This window comes from Sphingomonas sp. DC4900, from assembly GCF_049896485.1.
GTDB classification, from domain to species: Bacteria; Pseudomonadota; Alphaproteobacteria; order Sphingomonadales; family Sphingomonadaceae; genus Sphingomonas; species Sphingomonas aquatilis.
Window position 1 is genome coordinate 18872 of sequence record NZ_JAFCUK010000018.1, and the last position, 24869, is coordinate 43740.

Annotated in this window: 20 protein-coding genes and 1 pseudogene; 10 read left to right on the forward strand and 11 right to left on the reverse strand. The window is 64.8% G+C overall.

Annotated elements, in window-relative coordinates:
* Positions 1-9: 9 nt before the first annotated feature.
* Both ACP690_RS16065 and ACP690_RS16070 read right to left on the reverse strand, forming a co-directional pair.
* Positions 10-1113, reverse strand: coding sequence for a DegT/DnrJ/EryC1/StrS family aminotransferase (locus ACP690_RS16065; RefSeq protein WP_426261649.1), 1104 nt, complete (start codon positions 1111-1113; stop codon positions 10-12).
* Complete coding sequence (locus ACP690_RS16070) at positions 1110-2042, reverse strand: WxcM-like domain-containing protein (protein WP_426261648.1); 933 nt, start codon at positions 2040-2042, stop codon at positions 1110-1112. The genes ACP690_RS16065 and ACP690_RS16070 overlap by 4 nt, the downstream gene beginning before the upstream one ends.
* A 251-nt stretch (positions 2043-2293) precedes the next feature.
* Between ACP690_RS16070 and ACP690_RS16075 the strand changes: the two genes are divergently transcribed.
* The 5 genes from ACP690_RS16075 to ACP690_RS16095 all read left to right on the forward strand — a co-directional run bounded on the left by ACP690_RS16075 (position 2294) and on the right by ACP690_RS16095 (position 8978).
* Positions 2294-3661 (forward strand): O-antigen ligase family protein, encoded by a 1368-nt coding sequence (locus ACP690_RS16075; protein WP_426261647.1) that lies wholly within the window; start codon positions 2294-2296, stop codon positions 3659-3661.
* A gap of 23 nt (positions 3662-3684) precedes the next feature.
* Positions 3685-4395, forward strand: coding sequence for a polysaccharide biosynthesis/export family protein (locus ACP690_RS16080; RefSeq protein ID WP_116795194.1), 711 nt, complete (start codon positions 3685-3687; stop codon positions 4393-4395).
* A gap of 14 nt (positions 4396-4409) precedes the next feature.
* Positions 4410-6629: a GumC family protein gene (locus tag ACP690_RS16085; RefSeq protein WP_286165250.1), complete on the forward strand. Its 2220-nt coding sequence runs from the start codon at positions 4410-4412 to the stop codon at positions 6627-6629.
* A complete protein-coding gene (locus ACP690_RS16090; RefSeq protein ID WP_286165249.1) occupies positions 6626-7852 on the forward strand; it encodes a hypothetical protein in 1227 nt (408 codons plus the stop codon). Before ACP690_RS16085 ends, ACP690_RS16090 begins: the two co-directional genes overlap by 4 nt.
* A gap of 169 nt (positions 7853-8021) precedes the next feature.
* Positions 8022-8978: a site-specific integrase gene (locus tag ACP690_RS16095; protein WP_286165248.1), complete on the forward strand. Its 957-nt coding sequence runs from the start codon at positions 8022-8024 to the stop codon at positions 8976-8978.
* Positions 8979-9053: 75 nt separating this feature from the next.
* On the opposite strand, the gene ACP690_RS16100 is transcribed toward ACP690_RS16095, so the two are convergent.
* The 4 genes and pseudogenes from ACP690_RS16100 to ACP690_RS16115 form a co-directional block, all read right to left on the reverse strand.
* Positions 9054-9335, reverse strand: a complete 282-nt coding sequence (locus ACP690_RS16100; protein WP_116795192.1) for a hypothetical protein — start codon at positions 9333-9335, stop codon at positions 9054-9056.
* Positions 9336-9375: 40 nt separating this feature from the next.
* Positions 9376-10175: pseudogene (locus ACP690_RS16105) on the reverse strand (hypothetical protein).
* A complete protein-coding gene (locus ACP690_RS16110) occupies positions 10172-10411 on the reverse strand; it encodes a conjugal transfer protein TraD (protein ID WP_116795196.1) in 240 nt (79 codons plus the stop codon). The pseudogene ACP690_RS16105 and the gene ACP690_RS16110 overlap by 4 nt, the downstream one beginning before the upstream one ends.
* A gap of 13 nt (positions 10412-10424) precedes the next feature.
* Positions 10425-10754 carry a conjugal transfer protein TraD gene (locus tag ACP690_RS16115; protein ID WP_116795191.1) on the reverse strand — a complete coding sequence of 110 codons (330 nt, stop codon included), beginning with the start codon at positions 10752-10754 and terminating at the stop codon, positions 10425-10427.
* A gap of 173 nt (positions 10755-10927) precedes the next feature.
* On the opposite strand from ACP690_RS16115, the gene traA reads away from it, so the two are divergent.
* Both traA and ACP690_RS16125 read left to right on the forward strand, forming a co-directional pair.
* The gene (gene traA, locus ACP690_RS16120; protein WP_426261646.1) at positions 10928-13846 is read left to right on the forward strand and encodes a Ti-type conjugative transfer relaxase TraA; all 2919 of its coding nucleotides are present in this window, start codon (positions 10928-10930) and stop codon (positions 13844-13846) included.
* A 34-nt stretch (positions 13847-13880) separates the two neighbouring features.
* On the forward strand, positions 13881-14579 hold the full coding sequence (locus tag ACP690_RS16125; RefSeq protein WP_116795224.1) for a DUF6118 family protein: 699 nt from the start codon (positions 13881-13883) through the stop codon (positions 14577-14579).
* A gap of 29 nt (positions 14580-14608) precedes the next feature.
* Here the strand turns inward: ACP690_RS16125 and ACP690_RS16130 are convergent, their stop codons facing one another.
* The 4 genes from ACP690_RS16130 to ACP690_RS16145 form a co-directional block, all read right to left on the reverse strand.
* Positions 14609-15052, reverse strand: a complete 444-nt coding sequence (locus ACP690_RS16130; protein WP_426261645.1) for a hypothetical protein — start codon at positions 15050-15052, stop codon at positions 14609-14611.
* Between the two features lie 68 nt (positions 15053-15120).
* The gene (locus ACP690_RS16135; protein WP_426261644.1) at positions 15121-15558 is read right to left on the reverse strand and encodes an RES family NAD+ phosphorylase; all 438 of its coding nucleotides are present in this window, start codon (positions 15556-15558) and stop codon (positions 15121-15123) included.
* Positions 15555-15986 (reverse strand): type II RES/Xre toxin-antitoxin system antitoxin, encoded by a 432-nt coding sequence (gene parS / locus ACP690_RS16140; protein ID WP_286165277.1) that lies wholly within the window; start codon positions 15984-15986, stop codon positions 15555-15557. Before parS ends, ACP690_RS16135 begins: the two co-directional genes overlap by 4 nt.
* Positions 15987-16183: 197 nt before the next feature.
* Entirely contained in the window at positions 16184-19612 is a 3429-nt protein-coding gene (locus ACP690_RS16145; RefSeq protein ID WP_426261643.1) for a S8 family serine peptidase, read from the reverse strand.
* 204 nt (positions 19613-19816) lie between these two features.
* On the opposite strand from ACP690_RS16145, the gene ACP690_RS16150 reads away from it, so the two are divergent.
* Together ACP690_RS16150 and ACP690_RS16155 are read left to right on the forward strand one after the other, a co-directional pair.
* Positions 19817-20194 (forward strand): antitoxin Xre-like helix-turn-helix domain-containing protein, encoded by a 378-nt coding sequence (locus ACP690_RS16150; RefSeq protein WP_387425366.1) that lies wholly within the window; start codon positions 19817-19819, stop codon positions 20192-20194.
* A complete protein-coding gene (locus tag ACP690_RS16155) occupies positions 20181-20891 on the forward strand; it encodes an RES family NAD+ phosphorylase (RefSeq protein WP_426261642.1) in 711 nt (236 codons plus the stop codon). Before ACP690_RS16150 ends, ACP690_RS16155 begins: the two co-directional genes overlap by 14 nt.
* Before the next feature lie 191 nt (positions 20892-21082).
* Here ACP690_RS16155 and ACP690_RS16160 read toward each other — a convergent pair whose 3' ends face one another.
* The gene (locus tag ACP690_RS16160; RefSeq protein WP_116795218.1) at positions 21083-22249 is read right to left on the reverse strand and encodes a PQQ-dependent sugar dehydrogenase; all 1167 of its coding nucleotides are present in this window, start codon (positions 22247-22249) and stop codon (positions 21083-21085) included.
* Between the two features lie 191 nt (positions 22250-22440).
* On the opposite strand from ACP690_RS16160, the gene ACP690_RS16165 reads away from it, so the two are divergent.
* A complete protein-coding gene (locus ACP690_RS16165) occupies positions 22441-24798 on the forward strand; it encodes a TonB-dependent receptor (RefSeq protein WP_426261641.1) in 2358 nt (785 codons plus the stop codon).
* Positions 24799-24869: the final 71 nt, after the last annotated feature.

Here is a 24869-nt window from a genome sequence, read left to right on the forward strand (position 1 = left end):
GCGATCAGCTCAGGCGCTGTGTCGTACCGCGGCGATGACCCGTTCGACCTCATCGTCCGAAAGGGTCGGCCCCATTGGTAGGCTAAGCACTTCCCGATGGATGCGTTCGCTCAGCGGCAAGCTGCCTTCGAGGATCCCTGCCTCACGATAAGCGGGCTGTAAATGCGGCGGTACGGGATAATGGATCATGGTCGCAACACCGTCGCGCTTCAGCCGTTCCGCAAGGCCATCCCTGTTGGCATGACGAATGACGAACAGGTGCCACACCGGATCTGCCCAGTCAGGTACTGTGGGCAAGATGATGTCTGCGCCGCGCAGGCCGTCAAGATAACGCGCAGCAATCTCTTTGCGCCGTGCATTTTCCGCGTCGAGTGCCCGCAGCTTGACCCGCAGCATAGCCGCCTGCAGCTCGTCGAGACGACTGTTATAGCCAATCACCTCATTGTGATATTTTACGCGAGAGCCGTAGTTGCGCAGCATCGCAAGCCGGTCGGCAAGCGCCGGATTACCGGTCGTCACGCTGCCTCCGTCGCCGATCGCGCCCAGATTCTTACCTGGATAGAAGCTCCATGCGACCAGCGCATCGCCCGCACCGATTCGAACGTCGCGGTATCGGGCGCCATGCGCCTGCGCGCCGTCTTCGAGAACGGCGAGGCCATGGCGTGTCGCGATTGCCGCGATCGCCCCAAGGTCGGCCGGCTGACCATAGAGATGGACCGGGAGGATCGCGCGCGTACGCGGTGTTATCGCCGCCTCGATCAGCGCGGGATTGATGTTGTATGTCGCCTCAACAGGCTCAACCGGCACCGGCGTCGCCCCGACATGGCTTACGGCCAGCCATGTCGCGATATAGGTGTTTGCGGGCACGATCACCTCGTCGCCCGCGCCAATGTCCAGCGCCCGTAAGGCGAGCGACAGTGCATCTAGGCCGTTGGCAACTCCAACGCAGTGATTGGTGCCGCAATAATCAGCATATTCCTGCTCAAAAGTTTGAGTCTCATGCCCAAGGATGAGCCATCCAGAATCCAGCACGCCGCCCGCAGCCGCCAGCAAATCTTCACGATGCGTGGCGATCATCGCCTTCATGTCAAGAAAGGACACTTCTTTGGTCACGATTTCCGTCCTGTCAGTGTGAGAAACTGATCATATTCGCGTATGTAATCACTGGAATCATAATGTTCTGATGCGAACACTAGCAGAATTGCATCTGACGAATACTGATATTGCGTTCCCCAGATCATGGGCGGCATGTAAAGTCCCTTGCTCTTTCGATCCAAGAGAAACTCCTGGCGCGAGACGCCATCATCTGTCACTGCAACGCATTGTCCCTGCAAACAGACGAGGAACTGGTGACATTGCTTGTGCGCATGCTCGCCACGCGTTTCCCGGCTCGGCACGTCATAAACGATAAAATAGCGCTTAGGTTCGAATGGAATATCGTGTCCGAATTCGGCAACACTTAGTTTGCCGCGTAGATCGGCCGCCACACGTAATTCATGCAGAGTCACGCCGGGAACAATGCTATCTGCCGGGACGCCGGGTTCACGTGGCATAGGGGGAGCAAAGCGCGCATCAGTGTTAGTGTAACCGATGATTGTGGCCGGATTGCCTACTACTATGGCATAATCCGAAACTGACCTAGTGACGACCGCGCCGGCGCCTACCATCGCATGCTTGCCGATCGTTACGCCCGGCAGAATGGTCGCATTGGCGCCGATTGACGCGTGTTCACGTACAAGCGTGCGCGAAAAACTGTCAGGATAGCGTTTGGATCTCGGGTGGGAATCATTGGTAAAAGTGACGTTGGGGCCAATAAAGACGTTATCTTCCAGCGTAATTCCGTCCCACAATTGCACCCCGCACTTCACCGTAACGCTGTCACCAACGATTACGTCATTTTCAATAAAGCAGTGCGAGCAGATGTTGCAATCTACCCCAATCCGGGCTTTGGCCAAAACGACGCAGAACTGCCAGATTTTTGTACCAGCGCCAATAGCGGGACTGGCGACGTCGGCGGTCTGGTGAATGAACGGCCGGTCCAAGATCGTTACTCCAGAACAAGAAACAGGTAGCGACTAGCTATAGGTCGCATTGGGTGCGCCGGGCGCCTACGACGGCACAAGCGGCCGTCTTCGGACGGCTGCGCTTGGTAGCGACGCGTCTAGAGGATTGCAATCGGGGCGCCGTTAAAGCGGTTTCGTTCGGATCACCCTTGGCATAGAGGCGATATCATATGCGTTTATCAGACCGTCCTGGGAAGTCATTTAGCATCGGTTTTCCGATAGCCGCGCTGGTGATACTGCTGATTGTCCTTTGGCTGGCAGGGGGCGGATCACGCGCAAACGTGCCCGGTCAGATTTTTGTCCGCGCAACGGCTTGGATGGTGCTGATCGCGGCGCTGCTTGCGATGAAACGGCCCAACATGCGCGCCGTAAGACCGGTACTGCTGCTGCTGCTTGCCTCATTGGGCCTAGCGCTGCTTCAGCTAGTCCCGCTTCCGCCGGGCATTTGGCAGGCATTGCCTGGGCGTGACGTCTTCGAGCGCGCGGCGGTGCTTGCAGGTGAGAGCCAGCCTTGGCGACCCTGGGCGATCGTACCCGCTGCGGCATATAACGCGGCCGCTTCGCTAGTCGTTCCTGGCGTGACTCTTGTGCTGCTTGCCGGACTAGACGAACGGCAGGCTACCTGGCTGCCGGGCATAATTCTCACCTTTATTGCCACCGCGACCTTGCCCGGCCTGGCGCAGTTTGCGGGTGCCGCCTTCGACAACCCGTTGTTCAACGATACGCCCGGGCAGGTGAGCGGCATTTTTGCTAACCGCAATCATTTCGCGTTGTTGATGGCGTTTGGCTGCCTGATGGCTCCGGTTTGGGCATTCGCAAACGGCTCAGGTGTTCTCTGGAAGATGCTGACGGCGCCGGGTTTGATGATGGTGTTCGCGTTGACCATCCTTGCTACCGGTTCACGCGCGGGCCTGCTGGTTGGCGTGTTGGCGGTGGTTATTGGCTTCGTCTTGACGTGGCGTCGTATCCGGCATGTTTTGCACCGCGCGCCTGGCTGGGTGTTTCCGACACTGATCGCAGGCGTGATCGCTGCTATGGCAATAGTCGTGTTGCTCAGCGTCGCGGCTGATCGTGCCGTATCAATCGACCGGGTAATGGCCATGGATGCTGGGCAGGACATGCGGCACCGTGGACTTCCCACCGTGATCGAGATGATCCGCAGCTATTTCCCGGTTGGTAGTGGCCTCGGCGGGTTCGATCCCCTATTCCGGATGCACGAACCTTTTGCCTTGCTAAAACCCACCTACTTCAACCACGCACACAACGACTTCCTCGAGATCGTACTCGATACCGGGCTAGTCGGCCTCTTGTTATTGATCACAGCGATTATCTGGTGGGGCTGGGCTAGCGTTCGGGTCTGGCGCGATCAGGGTGATCGGGTGGTGCTGTTGGCACGGCTTGGTTCTGCGATGATCCTGCTTGTCCTCCTCGCCAGTCTATTCGACTATCCTGCGCGCACTCCGACGATGATGGCATTGCTGGTTGTAGCGGCCGTGTGGTTGGCCAAGGGAGCCAATCGTGCGGCTGAAGTGGAAACCGCAGACGACCTTGGCTTTACCGCACGCAGGCACACATCTATAGCCGTCGACGCTCGTTGACGATTGGGAATTTTCCACACCGCATGCGTATTTTTTGTGCTGTCCTAACGCTGGCCCTGGCTTTGTCGGCGTGCGCGGGACGCGAGCCCTTGCAAACCTCCCAGCGACTCACCGTGGTTCAGGGCGACGTAACGTTGCCTGCGCCGACGCGTGGCGATCTTACCGCCAGCGACCGTCCTTCGCTGATCGGGCCGCTAGATACAATCCAGGTCGACGTGTTCAACGTGCCCGAATTGAGCCGCGAGATGCAGGTCGACGCAAGCGGGCGTATTTCGATGCCCCTCGTCGGCACGATTGACGCACGAGGCAAGACGGCGGGTGAGCTGGCCGGCGCAGTCGAGGCGGCATTGCGGGGCCGTTACGTTCGCGATCCCGACGTCACAGTTAATATCAAGAGTTCGGTCAGCCAAGTAGTTACAATCGACGGGCAAGTGATCGAACCTGGTCTTTATCCTGTTACGAATCAGATGACGCTGCTGCGCGCGATTGCCTCAGCCAAGGGATTGTCTGAATTTGCCAGGCAGGACGATGTCGTTATCTTACGCACCGTTGATGGACGCAAGATGGCGGGGCTCTATAATATCGGTGCCATCCGTAGCGGGGTGTATGACGATCCAGCAATCTATGCCAACGACGTGGTGGTGGTGGGCGACAGCCCGCAACGTCGCCTGTTCCGTGATTTCGTGTCGCTCGCACCGCTGCTCGCAGCACCGCTTATCGCGATCGTGAATTAAGATTGGTCGCCGAGATGAACATGCTTTCTTCCCAGCCGCGTCTTAAGGCGCCGGGTGCTGCTTCAATCCTCCCTGTTGCTGCATCGGGCGATCGGTTGCCGATCCTGCGGCAGTATCTACGCATTGCGTTGCGCTGGCGCTACGTCATCATCGGTGCGGTAGTCAGTTGCATTCTGTTAGGAACGGTCGTCACTTTGCTGATGACGCCTAAATACACAGCTACCGCAACGATCGAAATCTCACGAGAGGCGGACAAAGTCACCAACATTCCGGGCGTCGATCGCGAGGCTAGCGTCGCAGACCAAGAATTTTACCAGACACAGTACGGACTGCTCCAGTCTCGTTCGCTTTCGGAACGCGTAGCCAGACAATTACGTCTCGTCGACGATCCCAAATTTTATCAGATGTTTGGCGCAACAAGCAATGATCCGGCATTTCAGCTCGTCAACGGTCGCTATCCCGTATCTGGCCAGGCTATCCGGCAGCGGGCCGCGGGCGAAATTCTGTTAAAGCGTCTCAATGTTGATCCGACCCGCTTGTCGCGGTTGGTTGACTTACACTTTACAAGCCCAAATCCCGATTTCTCTGCCAGGATCGCGAATTCCTGGGCCGAGAATTTTATCGAGACCAACCTTGAGCGAAAGATCCAGGCGACATCCTATGGGCGTAACTTGCTCCAGCGCCAACTTGCAGATTACAAGCAGCGGCTCGATGCCTCGCAGCGTCAGCTCGTTGGCTACGCCTCCGCGGAGCAGATCATTAACTTGCCCTCCCAGACGGCCAGCGATAATCGCACTACGTCCGAGCGCTCGATCGTTGCCGACGATCTTGCGGCACTCAATACCGCGCTGAGCCAGGCCACCGCCGACCGTATTCAGGCCGAGGCGCGCTACGAGCAGGCCGGCCGTGCCGGCGCCTCTACCGAAGCGTTGCGCAACGTGGCGATCAACAACCTGCGCCAGCGTCGTGCCGAACTTGCGGCCGAATATCAGCAGCTGATGGTACGATTTGAGCCGGGCTATCCCGCAGCACAGGCCCTGAAATCTCAGATCGATCAGCTTGATCGTTCGATCGGGCGTGAAGAAGGACGCGTGTCGGGCTCGCTTCAGGCAGATTATCGCGAAGCACAGCAGCGCCAGAATGCGCTGCAGGCAAAGGTCAATCAGCTCAAGGCAAGCTATCTCGATCTCCGGCGCCGATCGATCCAGTACAATATTTACCAGCAGGAGGTGGACACTAACCGCGCACTTTACGATGGCCTGCTCCAGCGCTTCAAGGAGATCGGTGTTGCAGGCGGCGTCGGAGTTAACAATGTCGCCATCGTCGATCCAGCCGATGTGCCGCAGAAGCCGTCCAGTCCGCGCCTGCTGCTCAACATAGCTGCATCGATCCTTGCGGGTCTGGTCATTGGCGCAGCACTGGCGCTCGCGCTCGAACAGATCGATGAGGCGATTGCGGATCCGGCAGAGGTCGAACGTCGGCTGGGCTTACCGTTGCTGGGCTCGGTGCCCAAGGTCGAGGACCAGACGCCGAAGGAGGCGCTCAAGGATCGGAAGTCCGAACTCGTCGACGCCTATCTCGCCATACAGACCAATCTCGCCTTTACTACAGAGCATGGCGTGCCGCGCTCTTTTGCGGTCACCTCGACCCGGCCGGCTGAGGGCAAGTCGACCACGGCTCTTGCGCTTGCAACCACATTGGCGCGCGGCGGACGCCGTGTGATCCTGATCGACGGCGATATGCGCTCGCCCTCGGTGCACCATCTGGGAGGGGTGGATCACGATCGCGGGCTGAGCAATTTTCTTAGCGGCGATGACAATATAGGCGCCTTGACCTTCTCGATGAAGGACCTCGGCTTCACGGCGATGTCGGCGGGGCCGATCCCGCCCAATGCGGCCGAGTTGCTCACGGGTAACCGTCTGTCGCTGTTGATTGAGCGGCTGCTCGAGAGCTACGACCACGTCCTGATCGACAGCCCGCCGGTGATGGGTCTTGCCGACGCACCGCTGATCGCCGGCCGCGTCGAGGGCGTGATCTATGCTGTTGAAGCGCATGGCATCCGCGCGACGATGGTACAGATTGCCCTTGGCCGTCTTTCCAGCGCCAACGCGCATGTGCTGGGCGGCGTGCTGACCAAATTCGAGGCGCGCAAAGTGCATAGCGGCTACGGTTACGGCTATGGCTACGAATATGGTTATAGCTACGGTCGTGACCGCAGCGCTGCGAAGGCGTGAACTGGATGGTGGGGCGTGGCCTTTTGCCCCGTCGGTCGGGTATCGAATGGGGGACGCGTTGTGCGCTGGCGTTGCTGGCTTCGATGCTGGGCTATCAAACGGTCACGCACGGGATCGCGTTGGCAGTGCAGCGCACTGATGCCGTTCAGGCCTATCGTCTTGCCCCAAGCGACAGTCAGATCGCGGCAGCCTTGGCCGCATCAATCTTTACAACCGATCAATCACCGCGCGCTCAACCCCATATTACCGATCTTGCGCGACAGGCACTACGAGGGGATCCGACCGCCGAGCAGGCTGCCGCGACGCTAGGGCTTCAGGAGCAGTTGCGCGGTCACTCAGTAATGGCGCGTCGTTGGTTCGGCTACGCGCAGATGCTATCTCGGCGTGATCTGCAGGTACAATTGTGGGCAATTGAGGACGCGATAGGTCGGGGCGATATTCCGGCAGCGCTTCACCAATATGACACCGCACTGCGCACATCGAATGCTGCTTCTGAACTTTTGTTCCCGGTGCTTGGCGGTGCAATCGCCGAGCCCGATGTACGACGCGGGCTGGTTTCCACGCTTGTAAAAAAGCCTTCATGGGCAACCTCTTTCATAGAATATGCCGCCAATGCGGGTGTCGATCCTAAAGCGGTCGCGACATTGTTTGTTGATCTACGCCGTGCCGGCGTCGCCGTTTCAGGGGAGGCTACACGCGCGGTAATCACCCGACTTGTGCAAGCCGGTTCCCCGATGCTGGCGTGGCGATATTATGCGACCGTTCGCGCTTCGGTTGATCGATACAGGTCACGTGATCCCTCGTTTACGGCACAGCTCGACGTCCCGACCCCCTTCGACTGGGTGGTCGCTAACGAACCCGGTTTGTCGGCTTCAATCGAAGCGGGGCACCGTGGAGGTTTAGTAAATTTTAGCGCGCTGTCAGGCGTCGGCGGAGAAGTTGTACGACAGATGCAGTTTCTGCCACCGGGCCGCTACCGCATTGAGGGGCACGCCAAAGACACTGATCGATCGACACGTTCGACATCCTATTGGACCCTAAATTGCTGGCACGGGCGGGAGCTAGAACAGGTCGTCGTACCGGCAGACAAACGTTTCGCTGGCTTCTTCACCGTACCCGTCGATTGTCCTCTACAGATGCTGACGCTGGTAGCGCGTGCGTCCGATGCGATCACGGGCGTCTCGGGCCAGATCGACCGGGTCCAACTGGCGCCAGCGCCATGAGGCGCAACGCTTGCTGATGTTGTTTTGCGTCCAATAACAATGATTCCCGGACACAGCGCTGGCTCGTCCGAGTCAATCCTGTCATAACCAGATGATGGCGCGCCAACGGCTCATTCCCAATGCTATCGCCCCAGGCGTCGGTGACGACCGGCAAGTGCTCGCAATACCGATGCCTCTCCAGCCGGCGTTACCGGCGGTCCTCGATGCCAAGATCGAGCGGGCGGCGGCTTATGCCAAGGCGGCTCGATCGACCGCGACGCGGCGAGCGTATGATTCGGATTGGGCGATCTTTACTGTCTGGTGCGAGGAGAACGGGTTGGCGTCCTTGCCGGCCTCGCCTGATGTCGTGGCGGTATTCGCGAGTGACCAGGCCACGGCGGGGCTCAATCCCTCGACGATCAATCGGCGCGTCGCGGCGATCGGGCATCATCATCGGGCCGCGGGCTATCCCGCTCCGACCGCCTTGCCGACTGCGGGGCGCCTCGCCGAAGTGCTGGCTGGCATCCGCGCCGAGCATGGCGGGGCGAAGCGCCGCAAGGCGCCGGCGGACGCGACGGCGTTACGGAACATGTTGGCCGCGATCGAGGGGGACGGTTTGCGCGCAGTCCGGGATCGGGCGATCCTGGCGATCGGGATGGCGGCGGCCCTGCGGCGGTCGGAGATCGTGGCGCTGGAGGTGGGGCATGTCGGGATCGTGCCCGAGGGTCTGAGGCTGACGATCGCGCGCTCGAAGACTGATCGGGCCGGCGAAGGCGCAGTGATCGCGATCCCCGAAGGCACGCGAATCCGTCCCAAGGCGTTGCTGCTCGCCTGGATGGCGGCGGCCGGGCATGGCGAGGGGGCGCTGTTCCGACGGCTGTCGCGCAAGGATGCGTTGACCGACGCGGCCATGTCCGACCGAGCGATCGCGCGATTGGTGCAGACCCATGCCGCCGCGGCGGGATATGATCCGACGCAGTTCGGCGGGCACTCGCTCCGGGCGGGGTTCATCACCGAAGGCGCGGCGCAGGGCGCGACGATCTTCAAGCTGCAGGAGGTCAGCCGGCATAAATCGGTGCAGGTCCTGTCCGATTATGTGCGCAACGCCGAGCTGTTCAAGGATCATGCCGGACAAAGGTTTCTCTGACTCGCATGTGTCTATGTGTCGACAGTCCGACATGGCGACGCAGCGATCGGTGATGCGGACGCCCGGCGGGCGGCCTTACTGCGTTGCCATCGGCGTGATCGGCAGCGAGCGATCGGCGTCGGGATGGTCGAGCAGCCGGAGCAGGATTTGCGAGACGAGGGACGGCGGCACGCCTTCGTCGAGCATCATGGCGAAAAACGCATCGTCGTTGGGCGTCGGGATCATGCCCTCGATCACGAGATTGGCGCGGGAGTCCGCCATGTCTTCCTGCCATAGGGCGATTTGCGCCGGCGTGCCGCGGACGAATTCTATCGTTCGCACCTCGGCGCGGATCGCCTCGATATCGAAATCGCTCATGGCGCCTCTCCTTCCAGTCGAAGCAAGGTCTGCGGATAGATCATCGCTTGCCCGGATGCCGCCCTGCCCGTTGGGGAAGCACAAGGATAAGCAGCGCGATCGTGACGCCCAGTACGATGGTGGCGACCGGGCGGCTGAACGCAAGCCCACCCTTGGTGACTGGCTTGTCGAGAAAATCGCCGACCGTCGCCCCCAGTGGCCGCGTCAGGATGAAGGCCGCCCAGAACAGGATCACGCGGGAAACCTGAGTGCGCAGATAGAGCACGGCGATTACAATCAGCGCCCCGCCGAAGACCAGCGCAGCGCCGGAATAGCCGAGGCTGCCGTCAGCGATCCAGTCGCCGAGCGCGGTGCCGAGGGTCTGCGACAGGGTGATGGTGATCCAGTAGAAGGTTTCCGCGCGCGGTCCGACAACGGTATCGACCGCGACGCTGCCCAGCGTTCGATACCAAGAAAGGAGCGAGGCAAGCACGCAGCCCAGCAGCAGGAGCGAGCCGCCCGGATAGCCGATGCCAAGCGAACGGGTGGCGAAGTCGGCGAGCGTGGTGCCGGCGGTCGTTGAGGCGATGATCGTGGCCCAATAGAGCCAGGGGTTGAACCGTCGCGCCCTGATCTGCAGCCAGACCAGCCCGACGAGCAACAGCCCGAAGATTGCCGTGCCGAGAAGATAACCGTTTAACCCTGATTGACCGGCATCCGGTGTCGTCTCGCCGAGCCAGCTCATCGATGCGGTATCGCCGCCCGTTTCACCGAGGGGCGTGGCAAGTTCTTGATGACCCAGAAGCCAAGCGTCACCGTCGGAACCTTGGTCGCCGCGTCCGTAAGATCGTCACGCGTCATAGAGACTCACCCCCGGGCGTATCGTCCGCATCCTGTTCGGCATCGAACGCCCGTTTCCCGCGCCGCTTCCACAATGCCAGAACAGAGCTGCCATCATCGCTCCGGCCCCGCGCCGCAACGTCGAGCAGTGCGCCATAGATCGTCGCGCGATCGTCGTCGGTGAGATCGACCAGTCCGGCCTTTTGGACGAGGCCACCCAGTTCGATCAGGTGACGGGTGCGTTCGCGACGCGCCAGGACCCAGCCCCTGCTATCCGTTCGCCGGTGTGCTGCTTCTGTCCGCAGCGTTGCTGAGTGGTTCAGCCTCAGCGCCCGATCCGTCGCTTGTAGCAGCGCCACCACCCTTGCGCCCGCGTCGTTGAAAGAAGGCGGCGCCCTTTGCGCGCCATGCCTCCTTTACGTCCGCATCCTTCGATCCGATCGCATCGAGCAACACGCCAGCGAGGATTTCGGCATCGAGGGCATCGGCACCGGTTGCGGTCACGAGCTGACCAAGCTGTTCGATCCGCTTCGCCTTCAGCGCACGAGCCTTGTCGCCCAGCGCCTTAAGCTCGGCATCATAGTCACGAACCTTCCGCATCGCCTCACCCTTCCGCGTAACGATCGGCAATATCCTACCGTCCCGGGCGTGAGGGTAAAGCCGGACGCATTGGAAAGAGCCAGCAAGTCAGTCAGGAGATGCGAAGCAGATCGTGAGTGCGCGCTTATACGTCGTTGCCGACGTGCGCTGAAGCGTGCATCATGATAGCCGCGATGGCGATCTATCATTTCAGCGCCAAGGTCATCAGCCGCGCCAATGGTTCCAGCGCCGTGGCGTCTGCCGCCTATCGTTCCGCTTCCGTGCTGCCCGATCAGCGACTGGGACGATCGCACGATTTCTCGAACAAGACCGGCGTCATTCATTCCGAGGTGATGTTGCCGCAGGGCGCACCGGAGCGTTTGCGCGACCGTGTCACGCTGTGGAACGAGGTGGAGGCGGGCGAGAAGCGCAAGGATGCGCAGCTCGCTCGTGAAGTGGAGTTCTCGATCCCGCGCGAGATGAACGAGCAGCAGGGCATCGCGCTCGCCCGCGATTTCGTGGCCGAGCAGTTCGTCTGCCGGGGAATGGTCGCGGACCTCAACGTGCATTGGGACAAGGCGAAGGACGGCAGCCCGAAGCCGCACGCGCATGTCATGCTGTCGATGCGCGACGTTGGGCCGGACGGTTTCGGGCAGAAGAACCGCGACTGGAATGCCCCTGCGCTTCTGAACGTGTGGCGCGAGGCTTGGGCGGCGCATGTCAACGAGCGCATGGCGGAGCTGGGGCTGGAGGCGCGGATCGACCATCGCTCCTATGCCGATCAGGGCATTGAGCTGGAACCGCAGCACAAGATCGGACCCGCAGGAAAGCGTCGCCTGGATCGCGGCGAGGATGCCGAGCGTGCTGAGGATCACCGGCGCATCGCGCGGGAGAATGGTGAGAAGATCATTGCCGATCCGCGCCATGCGCTGGACGGCATCACGAGGCAGCAGTCGACCTTTACGAACCGCGACCTCGCGACATTCGTGTTTCGGCATTCGGATGGCAAGGAGCAGTTCGATCAGGTGATGGCGGCGGTACGCGCCAGCTCCGAGCTGGTGGCGTTGGGCAAGGACGGACGCGACCAGGAACGGTTCACCAGCCGAGATATGATCGCGACCGAGGCGCGGCTGGAAAAGGTGGGCGATGACCTGGCGCGGCGTGGCGAGCATGGCGTGTCCGAGCGGCAGCGGGCCGGCGCGCTGGAGGCGGCGGAGCGGCGGGGGCTTACGCTGTCCGGTGAGCAGCGTGACGCCTTCGACCATATTACGGCCAGGCAAGGGCTGGCGTCGGTCGTCGGCTATGCCGGCACCGGTAAGTCAGCGATGCTGGGCGTCGCGCGCGAGGCGTGGGAGCGCGAGGGCTATCAGGTGCGCGGTGCGGCGCTGTCCGGGATCGCGGCCGAGAATCTGGAAGGCGGATCGGGCATTGCGTCGCGCACCATCGCCAGCCTGGAGCATGGCTGGGCGCAGGGGCGTGACCAGCTTGGACCCCGTGACGTGCTGGTGGTCGACGAGGCCGGCATGATCGGCACCCGCCAGATGGAGCGAGTGCTGTCCCATGTCCGGGATGCAGGCGCGAAAGTCGTGCTGGTCGGTGACCCCGAGCAGCTGCAGGCGATCGAGGCGGGCGCGGCGTTCCGGTCGATCGCCGAGCGGCATGGCGCAGCCGAGATCACCCAGGTTCGCCGGCAGCGCGAGGACTGGCAGAAGGAAGCGACGCGGGCGCTGGCGACCGGCCGTACTCCGCAAGCGCTGAATGCCTATGCCGCGCACGGCATGGTCCATGCCGTGGACACTCGCGACGCTGCACGTGCCGAACTGGTCGACAGTTGGGATCGCCAACGCCGGGCCGATCCCGACCAGACCCGCATCATCCTCACCCACACCAATGCCGAGGTCCGACAGCTGAACGTGGAGGCGAGAGACCGGCTTCGCATGACCGGCGAGCTGGGCGAGGACGTGGCGTTCGCGACCGACCGCGGGCATCGCGACTTCGCCGCGGGCGACCGGTGCATGTTCCTGCGCAACGAGCGATCGCTGGGCGTGAAGAACGGCACGCTGGGGACGATCGCGCACGTCACGCCGGAGGGCATGACAGTGCGGCTCGACGGCGGGCGCGAGGTGACGTTCGCGGCGAAGGATTATGCGGCGGTCGATCACGGCTATGCCGCGACCTTCCACAAATCGCAGGGCGTGACGGTCGATTGTGCGCATGTTCTTGCGACACCCGGGATGGACCGGCACAGCGGCTATGTCGGACTGTCGCGGCATCGCGAGGGCGTGCAGCTCCATTACGGCCGCGACGACTTTGCCGATCAGGGCAAGCTCGCGCGTGTGCTGTCGCGCGACCGCGGCAAGGACATGGCGGGCGACTATGCGCCCGAGCGCAGCGAACAGGACCATGCCCGCGCCTTCGCCGATCGGCGCGAAATCCGATTCCCGGAACGCACACGCCAGATGGTGGAGAAGGTGCGCGACATGGTTCGGGATGGCGCGCGCGGCATGTTCGCGGGGTTCCGGCCGAAGCCTGCGGTCGAGCGTGACGGAGCGGCGATCGGCACCGACCGTCCTGACCAAGCCAAGGCAATCCGTGACTATGCCCGCGTTGCGGCCGACGTGCGGCGGATGCAGGCACGGGACCTGCCGGTGCTGCCGCATCAGGACACTGCGGTACGGCGCGCGATTGCGGCATTGGATGCGATCCGCCCCTATGCCGCTCGCGACCTTGCGTCCGCGATGCAGCGCGAGCCTGGGCTGATCGATCAGGCGGTGAGCGGCCATACGGATGGGGCGGTGCGGGCGATGGCCGAGGAACAGCGTGTGCGGCTCGATCCTGAGGCACGCGCTGATCGGTTCGTCGCCGGCTGGCAGGCGATGCAGCGGCAGCGTGCCGGGCTCGAGCGAAGCGGCGACAGCGCCGGCGCCGAACGGGTGCAGGCGCGGATGGAGACAGAAGCGGCCGGGCTCGCCCGCGATCCGCAGCTCGAATCCGCGCTGCGCCGTCGCGCATCGGAGCTGGAGCTGGACATGCAACGCGAGCGCTCGATCGGTGACGCGCTGATGCGATCGATCGAACCGGGCCGGAACCGCGACCGGGGTATGAGCCGGTAGGGTTTCGTGCCGTCGTGCGGAAAGAGGGGGCAACATGGACGAGGGCGAATACGAACGGGATGCCGCGGCGGAAGCGTTCGAAGGCGTACGCGGCGAACTGGCGTTGCTCCGGCGCGCGATCGAAGGGATCGCGGCGCGTGACGATCGGCCTGAACCGCCCGACTATAGCGAGACGCTGGGGCAGATCACGAAGCTTGCGACCGCCACCTACCAGCGCGCGGAAATCTTGCGGAAGGCAACGGAGGAAGAGACGGTCGCACGTCAGGTCGCCGCCCGGATCACCGGGGCTGTCGCCGAGGACCGGCAGGCAGTGAAGACCGCAGCCGGCGAGCTACGCGATGCGACGCGTGCCTTGCAAGCCGTCACCGTCTCGGCACGGCGCAGTGACGAGCAGAACCGCTGGCTCGCGTGGACCGCGATCGGCGGGATCGTCGTCGGCATGATCGTATGGGCGGTATTCGCCGGCATCGTCGCGCGTGCCGTCCCCGCGGGCTGGCAATGGCCCGAGAAGATGGCGGCGCGCACGCTCGCCATGCCGATGTGGGAGGGCGGACAGCGCATGATGCGGAGCGCCGGGCCCAAGGCGTTCGCGAATATCGCGGCGGGCGACCGGATCGTCACCGCTAATCGGAACACTCTGGAGGCATGCCGCAAGCGCGCGGACAAGGCGCGTAAGCCCCTGCCCTGCACGATCACCATGTCGCCCGCCCTGCCTGCTGATACGCAGCGCTAGGCCTGTGATCAGCGGGCGGGCGGTCATCGCTAGTGTTTCAGGCTGCCCCCGTTCAGTCGCAGGCGCGATGCCGGGCGGACGAGGCGTCCCCAGCGTAGTTGCGTGGCACCGGTGAGCGTGTCGGCAAGGCGCGCGCGGGCTGGCGCGGACAGTCGTGCCCACGCCGTCTGCTCGCGTCGCGTCAGCGCGTAGAGTCGCCAGCCGCGGTTGCTCATGCAGGTTTCGATCGGGTCGTCCGGTGTGACGGGCGGTACGTCTTGGGCGGTGCCTATCGGGGGCGTGAGCCTGCGGTCCTTGACCACCGCCGGGCCGGTATCGGCCATCGGTTGGGTGGCGATCGCCAGGCAGCGGGCGAGGTCGGCGTCGCGGGTCGCGACACTGGCGCCGGGGCGGTTATAGAAACGCGCCGGGAGGGTCGTCAGCAGGGGATCGGCCCGGGTCAGCGCGAGGGCGGTCAGCAGGGCGACGGGCATGGGCGGCTCCTCAAGCGGTCTATTTGATCATCGATGAGCGGGGGCTGACTGGATCGCCCCGCCTTGCGTCAGCGAAGCAAGCGCGGGTCGAAGCGGAACGAGTCCGTCCCGACCACCCTCACCCGCGTCATGTCCGCGTGGCGCACGTTCAGCAGCAGGTTCGCCTCTTGCGGCACGACGACGCTGCGCACACGCAGGCCCAGCGCCTGGCTGGCGTCGAGGAAGGCGTCCCCCGCCTGCCGACAGGCATCGGCATCCGTCGGCGTGCTGTCCAAGCTGTGGAGCGTCGCGTCATCTGGGACGTCGATCGCCAGCAACACCATGTCGTCGGGGATGAGATCGGGCGGCAGGTCGAGGTGGACCAGCACCTCCAGAACCGCGAGGCTCGGCGTGGCGGCGGTATAGACCATCGCCCGTCCCGGCGAATTCCACCGTCCGCCCCACATACGCGCGCCCTCGCCGTCCAGCGCGGCATGCGCTGCCTTGCACAGGCGATGGACGATCACGCTGCGAGGCCGTGCGCGATCTGCCCCAGCAGCGCCTCCACGGCGCGCGCGCCCTGATCCGTGTCGGTCATCGCGAGCGGCGTTTCGCCGTCGAGCGCGCGATTTTCGCGCGTCAGCCAGGCATGCGCCTTGTCCGGGTCGGCGAACGTCTCCTCGGCCGCGGCGACTACGCTCACCACGCGCACGATCCGGTCGGACTCTGCCGGATCGAGCGGCTGGGCCGCGTCCTGGCGTCGCTTAAAGGTCCGCCGGTTGAGGATCTGCGGGTCGAGCACGCTGAACGTCAGCCGGGAGGCGCGCAGGAAATGATCGACGGCCTGAGTCGGCAGGCCGCGACGGACCAGCCGCATCACGTCGCGCTCGCTGTGCAGCGGCCCCGTGTTCGCCTCGCCCCCCAGCAGAGTCTGTATCCGTTCTACCGCACTCATGCCTGTGCTCCGCATTTTGCCGGATTGTAACCGGCAAAATGATAGGCATCGCGCGTGATGGCAGCAAGTCAGTGCGTCGAACGACGGCGACGTTCTGATTTTATGCCATTCCAAGGCGGGTGTCGCGGCAGGCCCCAAACGACAAAGGGCGGCGGATCCGTCGATCCGCCGCCCCTGTCATGCCGTGTCGCGTTCGATCAGAACGACAGCTTCAGGCCGCCGCGATAGGCTTGATTGCGGACGTCGCTGCGTTCGAAGGTCGTATCGGCCGACAGCGACAGCGTCGCGTTGCCGGTGCGGTACGACAGGCCCGCCGACACTTCGCCCCAGTCGCGGTCCTGGTTCGCGACCGCGAAGGGGGTGCGCAGCGGAGTGCCGCCGGCGAAGCCCGCCAGGAATACGTTCGACCGGTCCTGGAAGTCGTGGACGTAATAGGCCGAAGCGAACGGGCGCAGGCCCTGGGCATTGCCGTCGAGCTGCAGGCCGGCGCGGGCCTGGATGCTGCGATAGCTGTCCTTCGACGTGGCGAGCGCCGGGCCGGTGCCGGTTTCCGCGGTCGGCGTGAAGTCGATGCGGTTGGTGCGCACCGCGACGCGCGGGCCGAAGCGCAGCGCCTCGCTGCCGGCGTTGTAGGTCGCGCCGATTTCGCTCGACAGCGCCAGCGCGTTGTCGCGGGCGCGCAGGTCGAATGCGGTGCCCAGGAACGTGCCGGTGCGGCGGGTGCGCGACTGATAGACGCCGGCGCTGGTCTGCACGTCGAGCGAGGGGCCGAGCGAGCCACCGATGCGGCCGTACAGCGTGCCCTGGATCAGCTCGCCGCGCGCGGTCTGGCCGGCGTTCGGCTTGCCGTCGATCTTGGTGTAGGAGAAGCCGAAGCCCAGCATGCTGGTGTCGTCGACCTTTGCCTCGATCCCCGCCGCGACGTAGAAGCCGTCGAACCGGTCACGCCCGGTCTGCGGCACCGTGCCGGGCATCGATGCGCTCGACCCGTCGAGATAGCCGCCCGCCAGATAGACTGCGGCGTTTTCCGGCAGGACGTTTTCCTGCAGCGTCGTCGCCGGCGTGTCGCTGACCATCGCGGCCTGGCCCGGCATCGCGATCTCGTTGGCGGCGAATTCCATCGGCTTGCCGATCATCGCGATCGAACCGCCCTGGAACGTCTCGGGCGCCATCGCCGAGATGCGCTCGCGATAGAAGCGCGCCATATTGTCGGTCGCGACGGTGCCGATCGCGCGCTTGGTCGTCTCGGCGCGCGGCGCCAGGCTTTCCAGCGTCGCCTGGATCGTCGATGCCGACTGGAGGTCGAGGCCGCCGTAGATGCCCAGCAGCGAATTGTACGCGGCCGAGCGGTTGCCATCGAGCAGGCGGGCATAGGCCATCTGCACCGGCGTGTTGGCGACGACGCTGGTGTACGGGCGCGCCGCGACGCTCGCGGTGACCGCGGTCGAGCTGTAGCTGAGCAGCGGGTACAGGATCGCGCTGAACGACGTGGTGTCGCCGAACGTGCCGGTGACGCCGTTGCTGGCGATCAGGATCGTGTAGCTGTCGCCGAAGCGCGGATCGCGTGCGGTCGGCCGCAGCGTCACCGTGCCGCCGCTCAGCACCGCGCGGTTGGTGGCGATCAGGTCCGACGTGCCAGGCAGGCCGACGTCGACCAGATACTGGCTGCCGGCCGCGAAGGTGGTGGTGCCCGTGACGGTGAGCGTGCCGATCGCGCCGACGTTGCCCGGCGCGACGATGCCGCCGCTCGCCGCGGTCAGCGAGGCGAGGCTGCCGGTGCCGCCGATGGTGCCGCCCCCGATCGCGGTCAGCGCCGAACGCGTCAGCGCGCCGTTGACGGTCAGCGTGCCCTGTTCGACGCGGGTCGCGCCGCTGTAGCTGTTGCTGCCCGTCAGGATCAGCTCGCCCCCGCCGCGCTTGGTGAGGCCGCCGATGTCAGCAGGGAAGCTCGCCAGCACTTCGGCCGAATAGCGGTCGCGCGCGTCCTGGATGTTGTTGCTCCAGATGTCGATGCCACCTGTCGCAACGTTGACCTCACGCGTCTGGCGCAATGCAGTGGGGCCGGCCAGCGCGACGTCCATCTGTGGGGCGCCCCAGCCCGACTTCAGGTCGACGCCCGGCGTGTCGAGATCCTTCGAGCTCGAGACAAGGATGTCGGAGATGAGGCCGGTATTGTAGTTCGGGAACCGGCTCATCAGCACGGCCGCGAAGCCAGACACGTTGGGCGCCGCCATCGACGTGCCGGTCAGCACGCCATAGCCCGGGCCGGTGATGGTCAGGTATTGCTTCATGTCGGCCTGCAACTGCGCATTGGCCTTGGTGAGCACGAGCTTCGAGAAATCGACGCCGAGGATGTCGGTGTTGGCCGAGACGATGCCGGCGATACGGCTGGTGTAGCCGTCGGGATCGGCGCTGGTGAAGCGCGCGCCATAGGCGAGCGTGATGCCGACCGCTTGCTGCGCGAGGAAGGTGCTCTCCGCATCCAGATCGAACTTGGTCCCGGCCTGCTGCGCGGCGAACTGGCGGTTGAGATAGCCGTTAAGGACGTTGATCCAGGCGTTGACCGCGGCATTCTGCAGCGCGCTCAGCGTCGCGGCGCTGTAGATCGTCGGATACATGGCGCGCGTGTACTTGGCCTGGATCCCGGCGCGATCGAGCGTCGTGACATTGAAGGTCGAGACGATCTGGCTGCCCGGCGCGGCGACGCACCAGGTCGCGGTCTGGCCGCACAGGCTGGAGCTGGGATCGGCATTGCCGCTGGCCTGGTAATTGACCACCGACAGCCAGTTCGAACGCAGGCGCAGGTCGTTGAGCGGCGTCACCGCATCGAGGCTGGCATGTGCGCCCGCGTCGTTACCGGCCGAGAAGACGACGAGCACGTCGTTCTTGAGGACGGGGTCGTAGAAGCCGTTGAGGGTCTGCGCGAAGGTCGACCGCGCCTGCGCCAGCGACAGCGTGTAGGGCGCCGAGGTGCTGACGCCCCAGCTGTTGTTGATGATGCGCACCTTGCCGGTGTTGGCGAGGTCAACGATGTTCTGGCGCGGCGCCGAGACCGTCGTCGAGCCGTCGATGCCGACGTCGCGCGCCCACAGGAAGTCGCCGGCCGAGAAGTTGATCGTCGCGGCCAGGATGTTGGCGCCATAGGCATTGCCGAACATCACGCCATTGGCGGCGCGGTTGCCCGCAACGGTGCCGGCGACGTGCGTGCCATGGTAGCTCCACGGCGTGCGCGGGTTGATCTGGCCGTCGTTGCCATAGCTGGACGGGGCCGCGGTGCGCAGGCCGGTGATCTTGCCGGTGCCGGAGAAGGAGGGATGGCTGAACAGCACACCGCCATCGTTGACGCCGACCGTCTGCCCGGCGCCGTTGAGACCCAGGACATAGGCATATTCCATGCCCATGAACGCCTTCGAATAATCGACCTTGAACTGCGCGTCGTTGCGCCACGAGGCGAGGGCGGCGTTATAGTCGGTCGTGCGCGTGCCGTTGGCCATATAATAGCCGCCCGACGGTGGAGGCGGGGGAGTGCGGGTCTGCGCGGTGGCCGGCAGCGCGGTGAGCACCGTCCCCAGAGCCAGAGCGGACAACGCCAAACGCAACGACGCACGATACGACTTCACGGCCATATAGATTCCCCCGGATCGGACGCTGCGGCGTCCGTCTTATGTCGGTGACACTCTTGTCATTTTGCCAAGCATGGCAATGGGCTTGCCGGTACGGCGCACAGGTTTTGCGCCATGGTGGCATTATCGCCACAGCTGATATATCCGCTTGGTACTTCTTTTCCTGTGAACGAATTTACCCTATATCGTTCTGGAGGAGATATGACTATGGCGACCGCCCTGCCCTCCCTCGATCCCGATGCGCCGCGTGTGCTGAGCGAGGCGATCGCGCGGATCGCGACGTTCTGGCAGCTGTCGAATGCGCGGCTGGGGGCGATCCTTGGCCTGTCGGCGCCGACCGTGTCGCGGCTGCGGGGGGGCAGCTATCGGCTGGAGGCGGGGAGCAAGTCGTTCGAACTGGCGCAACACCTGCTTCGCCTGTTCCGTTCGCTCGACAGCTGGCTGGGGCAGGACGACGAGGCGGCGCGATCGTGGCTGGTGACGCCGAACCTCGATCTGGGCGCGGCGCCGCTCGAGCTGATCGCGAGCGTGCGCGGGCTGCTGCGTACCAGCGATTATGTCGATGCGCTGCGTGCGCGTGTCTGAAGCGCTTTCCGATCACGCCCGCCCCTATCGTGGGCGGGTGATCCGCATGGTGGAGGGGCAGCACCGCATCGCGACCAACCGCCTCGCCGACAGCGCCGCGGACCAGGCGTTGCTCGAGGCGCTGGCCGATGACGTCAAGCCAGCACTGCCACCTGCCGCGCAGCGCCTGCCCTGGCTGCTCGCCGCGCCGTTCCGGTACGGCCTGGGGCGGCCGTCGCGGTTCCGCGGCTCCGACGTGCTGCCCGGCATCTTCTACGCGGCGGAGGATATCGCGACCGCGGTCGCCGAGACGGCCTATTGGCGGCTCGTCGCCTTTTCGCGTTCGCCGGGTTTCCGCCGGCCGCGCACGCCGACGCCGATGTCGGCCTTCGCGGTCCTTGTCGCGAGCAACCGCACGCTCGACCTGACGCAGGCGCCGTTCGACACGCCCGCGGGCCGCTGGACCCACCCGGCCGATTATACGGCGACACAGGCGCTTGCCGCAGCCGCGCGGGTCGCCGGCATGGGGGCGCTGCGGGCGCCGTCTGCGCGGGCGCCGGGGATCAACGTCGCGGTGCTCGACCCCGCCGCTCTGGTGCCGCCCCCTGCTCCGCATTCGAGCTGGGCGTTCCTCGCTACGCATGACGGCCTGATCGCGACGCGCGAGATGCGCAGCGAGGCGTTGCGCTTCACCGCTGCGGGGTTTGGGATCAGTTGACATGTCGGGGTGTCGACATGTCGGCTATGCGACGCGTAGCGTCATTAGGTATTTCACGCGAAGACGCGAAGACGCGAAGGTGTTGCGCTGCGGCGCGGCCGTCGTGTCCTGATACTCTGCATGCATGGAACGCGCATGCGGCGCGGCATGCGAGCCCTCTTGGCGTCTTCGCGTCTTCGCGCGAACCAAAACTACTGCGGCGTCAGCTCCACTAGCGCACCGTTGTCGCCGTCGCGCAGCACCCAGAGCGAGCCGTTCGGCCCCTCCTCCACCTCGCGCGTACGGCTGCCCAACCCGATGCGGGCGACCTCGCGTGCGGTGTCGCCGGTGACGCGGACACGGACTAGGCCCTGTTGTGCGAGACCGGCGAGGAGGAAGTCGCTGGTCCAGCCTGCGAATGCGTTACCGCGATACTGGATCATCCCGCCCGGCGCGATTACCGGCGTCCAGCTGACCAAGGGCGCGGTATAAGCGGTGTTGGTGCTGTGGCGCGGGATGGGCGTGCCGTCGTAATTGTCGCCCTCCGACACCTTGGGCCAGCCGTAGTTCCTGCCCGCCTGGATCAGGTTGAACTCGTCGCCGCCCGCCGGCCCCATTTCGGATTCGAACAATCGCCCGTCGCTGGCGAAGACGAGGCCGTAGGGGTCGCGATGGCCGAGCGTCCAAATCTCCGGCTTCGGACCCGAAGCGAAGGGATTGCCCGACGCGGCGCTGCCGTCGAGGTTGATCCGCACGATCTTGCCGAGCGTCCCCGCCGGGTCCTGCGCGGGGGTGAATTGCTGGCGCTCGCCGGTGCTGACGAACATCGTGCGCCCGTCGGGTGCGAAGGCGATCCGCCCGCCCAATTGCCCGCCCGTCGTCGCCGGCGTCGCGCGCCACACCACCGTCACGTCGTCGAGCCGCGGCGTGCTGCCGGACACCAACGTCGCGCGCGCGACGGCGAGCTGCTGCCCGCCGGTCGCCGGCTCGGCATAGGTCAGCCAGATCCGCGCATTGTTGGCGAAGTCGGGGTCGAGCACGACGTCCTGCAACCCCAATTGTCCCTGATAGGTGACGCGCGGCACGCCCGACACCTGCGTCTTCGCGCCGGCCTGCGTGACGAGCTGCAACCGCCCCGGCTTTTCGGTGACGAGCGCGCGCCCGTCGGGCAGGAACGCCATCGCCCAGGGGTTGTCGAAGCTGGCGACGACGCGCTGGTTCACCGCCGTCACGGTGGGTGTCGGCGTCGGCGTGGCGGTTGCGGTGGGTGTCGGGGTCGGTGTGGGCGCGCTGCCGCTCTGCCCGCCGTTGCCGCCATCTTCGCCGCAGCCCAGCACCAGTGCGGCAAGCGCGACCGGCAACAGATGATATGTCCGCATGGGGTTCGTATCCTCTCCCGCGTCCCTGCCCTGTCCGAACGCATGGGCCCCCACGGGGTGCCCGGCCTGCGGTGAAGCGAGGCCACGATCGGCCCGGTGTCTTCGTTCTGTTTCCGAAATGTAACTCAGTCGTCTTCGGACATGTCTAGCGCGCCGCCCGACGAACACGGGGGGACATCATGGTATCGCGTATGGGTATGTTGTTGCGGTCGGCTGCGGCGATCGCACTGATCGGCATGGGCGCCGGGACGGCCTGGGGGCAGACGGCCGGCAGCACCGCGGCGGGCGCAGCGCCGACGATCACCGCGGAAGATGACCAGTCCGGCGGCCTCGCCGACATCGTCGTCACCGCGCAGAAGCGCAAGACGAACCTGCAGGACACGCCGATCGCGATTTCGGTGCTCGATGACAGCGCGCTGCGCAACCGCCACGTCCAGTCGCTGGTCGACCTGCAGGACGGCGCGATCCCGAGCCTGCGGGTCGCGCCCTTCTATTCGCGCAATTCGGCGCTGATCGTGAACATCCGCGGCGTCGGCGTGCTCGCCGACAGCAACCAGCCCGCGCGCGACCAGGGCGTTGGCGTCTATATCGACGGCGTGTATCTGGGCCGTGCGCAGGGCCTGGGTACGGCGCTGTACGACGTACAGAGCATCGAGGTGCTGAAAGGCCCGCAGGGCACGCTGTTCGGCCGCAACACCGAAGGCGGCGCGCTCAACATCGTCACCAAGAAGCCGACGGGGGAATTCGGCTTCAACGGCACTGCCGGCATCGGCAATTACGGCAGTTACAAGGGCGAGGCGCATCTCGACCTGCCCGCCTTCGCCAATATCGCGGTGAAGCTGGACGGCATCGTCACCAGCCGCGGCGGGCTGGTCAAGAACCCGATGTCGGGCCAGGCGGACTTCAACGCCTTCGACCGCCGCGGCTTCCATGGCGAGGCGCTGTGGAAGCCGGTGACGGGCTTCAGCGCGGACTATGCGTTCGACACGTCCTACGACGCGTCGACGCCGCTCTACCTCCAGTCGATCACCGCCGGCACGCTGCCGCGCGCGCCCGCCCAGCCGCTGCAGCCGACCCGTGCGCGTACCGCGACCGTCGGCGTGCCGCAGCAGCCCAGCATCGGCAAGACGCACGGCCATCGCCTGACGCTCGACTGGCAGGCCATGCCGGGCCTCGAGCTGAAGTCGATCACTGCCTATCGCGCGATGACGCAGTCGCAGTTCGACAATGGCAGCGCCAACACCTCGGTCTATGCGCCGAACGGCGCCTTCTCGCGATACAGCCTCGCCTATTTCAAGCAGCACCAGTTCAGCGAAGAGGTGCAGGCGATCGGCGAGACGGCGCAGCTCCATTACCTCGCCGGCGCGCTCTATTATCGCGAGAAGGTGGAGGACAATGCACAGGCGTTCAACACGATGCGCTGGAACGCCGACGGCACCGCGGCGAGTGTGATCCCGCTCGTCATCGCCGACCAGCGCATCGACCGCGCGAGCCATGTGACGACCGAGAGCGTCGGCGTGTTCGGCCAGGCGACCTGGACCCCCGATTTCGCCGAAGACCGGCTGCATCTGACGGGCGGTGCGCGCTGGACGCGCGATGCCAAGCATGGCGAACTGACCATCGTCAACGGCGCGCTGCCGAGCGTCAACGGCGTGTCGGCGCCGCGGGCCCTCAACGCGCATTGGTCGCGCATCGACCCGATGGTGACGCTGGCCGCCGACCTGACGCGCGACGTCCATGTCTATGGCAAGTGGAGCACCGGCTATAAGTCGGGCGGCGCCAATTCGCGCTCGCTCACCTATGCGCCGTTCAATCCGGAAACCGTGTCGATGTTCGAAGCCGGCGCGAAGATGGAATTCTGGGATCGGCGGGCGCGCTTCAACGTCGCCGCCTATGTCGGCGACTATAAGGACATCCAGATCGATTTCAGCGCCAATTACCAGCAATATGTCACCAATGACAAAGGCGAGCGGGTGCTGCTCAACACCACGCGCACCACGACCGAGACGACCAACGCGCCCGGCACCGGCCGCCTGAAGGGCTGGGAGGGCGACTTCACGCTGCTGCCGGTGGACGGCCTGACGCTGACCGCCAGCTACGCCTTCACCTATGTCCACATCCCGCCGACGTCGAACCCCTTCCCGCAGACCAACGGCGTGGTGGTGACGACGCCGATCCGCATCTATCCGGTCTATACCCCGCGCAACGCGGCGAGCGGCGCGATCGATTACGAACTGCCGCTGACCGGCAGCACCTTCCGCGTGCACCTCGACGGCAATTACGACGACGGCTTCTACGCCAATTACAACGATCCGCAGACGGGCGTGCGCCAGCCCAAGGGCGACGGTGCGTTCGTCGTCAACGGCCGCCTGGCGCTGACCGACATCCGGCTGAACGGCACCGGCGCGACGCTGGGCGTGTCGATCTGGGCGCGCAACCTCTTCAACGAACAGCATCTGTTCTTCCGGGCGCTGAGCCCGCTGCTCGGCACCTACGGCTTCTTCAACGAAGCACGGACGCTGGGCGCCGAAGTGAACGTGCGGTTCTGATGCCGCCCCGTGCTCCCGCGCGGTGCGGGAGCACGGACGCCTTCAATCGTCCGTTCGCCCTGAGCCTGTCG

Excerpts from the sequence above, each read along its gene's own strand:
- ACP690_RS16085 (WP_286165250.1), top strand. The coding sequence starts at position 4,410 with ATGAACATGCTTTCTTCCCAGCCGCGTCTTAAGGCGCCGGGTGCTGCT.
- ACP690_RS16100 (WP_116795192.1), bottom strand. The coding sequence starts at position 9,335 with ATGAGCGATTTCGATATCGAGGCGATCCGCGCCGAGGTGCGAACGATA.
- ACP690_RS16145 (WP_426261643.1), bottom strand. The coding sequence starts at position 19,612 with ATGGCCGTGAAGTCGTATCGTGCGTCGTTGCGTTTGGCGTTGTCCGCT.
- ACP690_RS16160 (WP_116795218.1), bottom strand. The coding sequence starts at position 22,249 with ATGCGGACATATCATCTGTTGCCGGTCGCGCTTGCCGCACTGGTGCTG.
- ACP690_RS16095 (WP_286165248.1), top strand. The coding sequence starts at position 8,022 with ATGCCTCTCCAGCCGGCGTTACCGGCGGTCCTCGATGCCAAGATCGAG.
- ACP690_RS16115 (WP_116795191.1), bottom strand. The coding sequence starts at position 10,754 with ATGCGGAAGGTTCGTGACTATGATGCCGAGCTTAAGGCGCTGGGCGAC.
- ACP690_RS16165 (WP_426261641.1), top strand. The coding sequence starts at position 22,441 with ATGGGTATGTTGTTGCGGTCGGCTGCGGCGATCGCACTGATCGGCATG.
- parS (WP_286165277.1), bottom strand. The coding sequence starts at position 15,986 with ATGAGTGCGGTAGAACGGATACAGACTCTGCTGGGGGGCGAGGCGAAC.
- traA (WP_426261646.1), top strand. The coding sequence starts at position 10,928 with ATGGCGATCTATCATTTCAGCGCCAAGGTCATCAGCCGCGCCAATGGT.
- ACP690_RS16080 (WP_116795194.1), top strand. The coding sequence starts at position 3,685 with ATGCGTATTTTTTGTGCTGTCCTAACGCTGGCCCTGGCTTTGTCGGCG.
- ACP690_RS16125 (WP_116795224.1), top strand. The coding sequence starts at position 13,881 with ATGGACGAGGGCGAATACGAACGGGATGCCGCGGCGGAAGCGTTCGAA.
- ACP690_RS16130 (WP_426261645.1), bottom strand. The coding sequence starts at position 15,052 with ATGCCCGTCGCCCTGCTGACCGCCCTCGCGCTGACCCGGGCCGATCCC.
- ACP690_RS16150 (WP_387425366.1), top strand. The coding sequence starts at position 19,817 with ATGGCGACCGCCCTGCCCTCCCTCGATCCCGATGCGCCGCGTGTGCTG.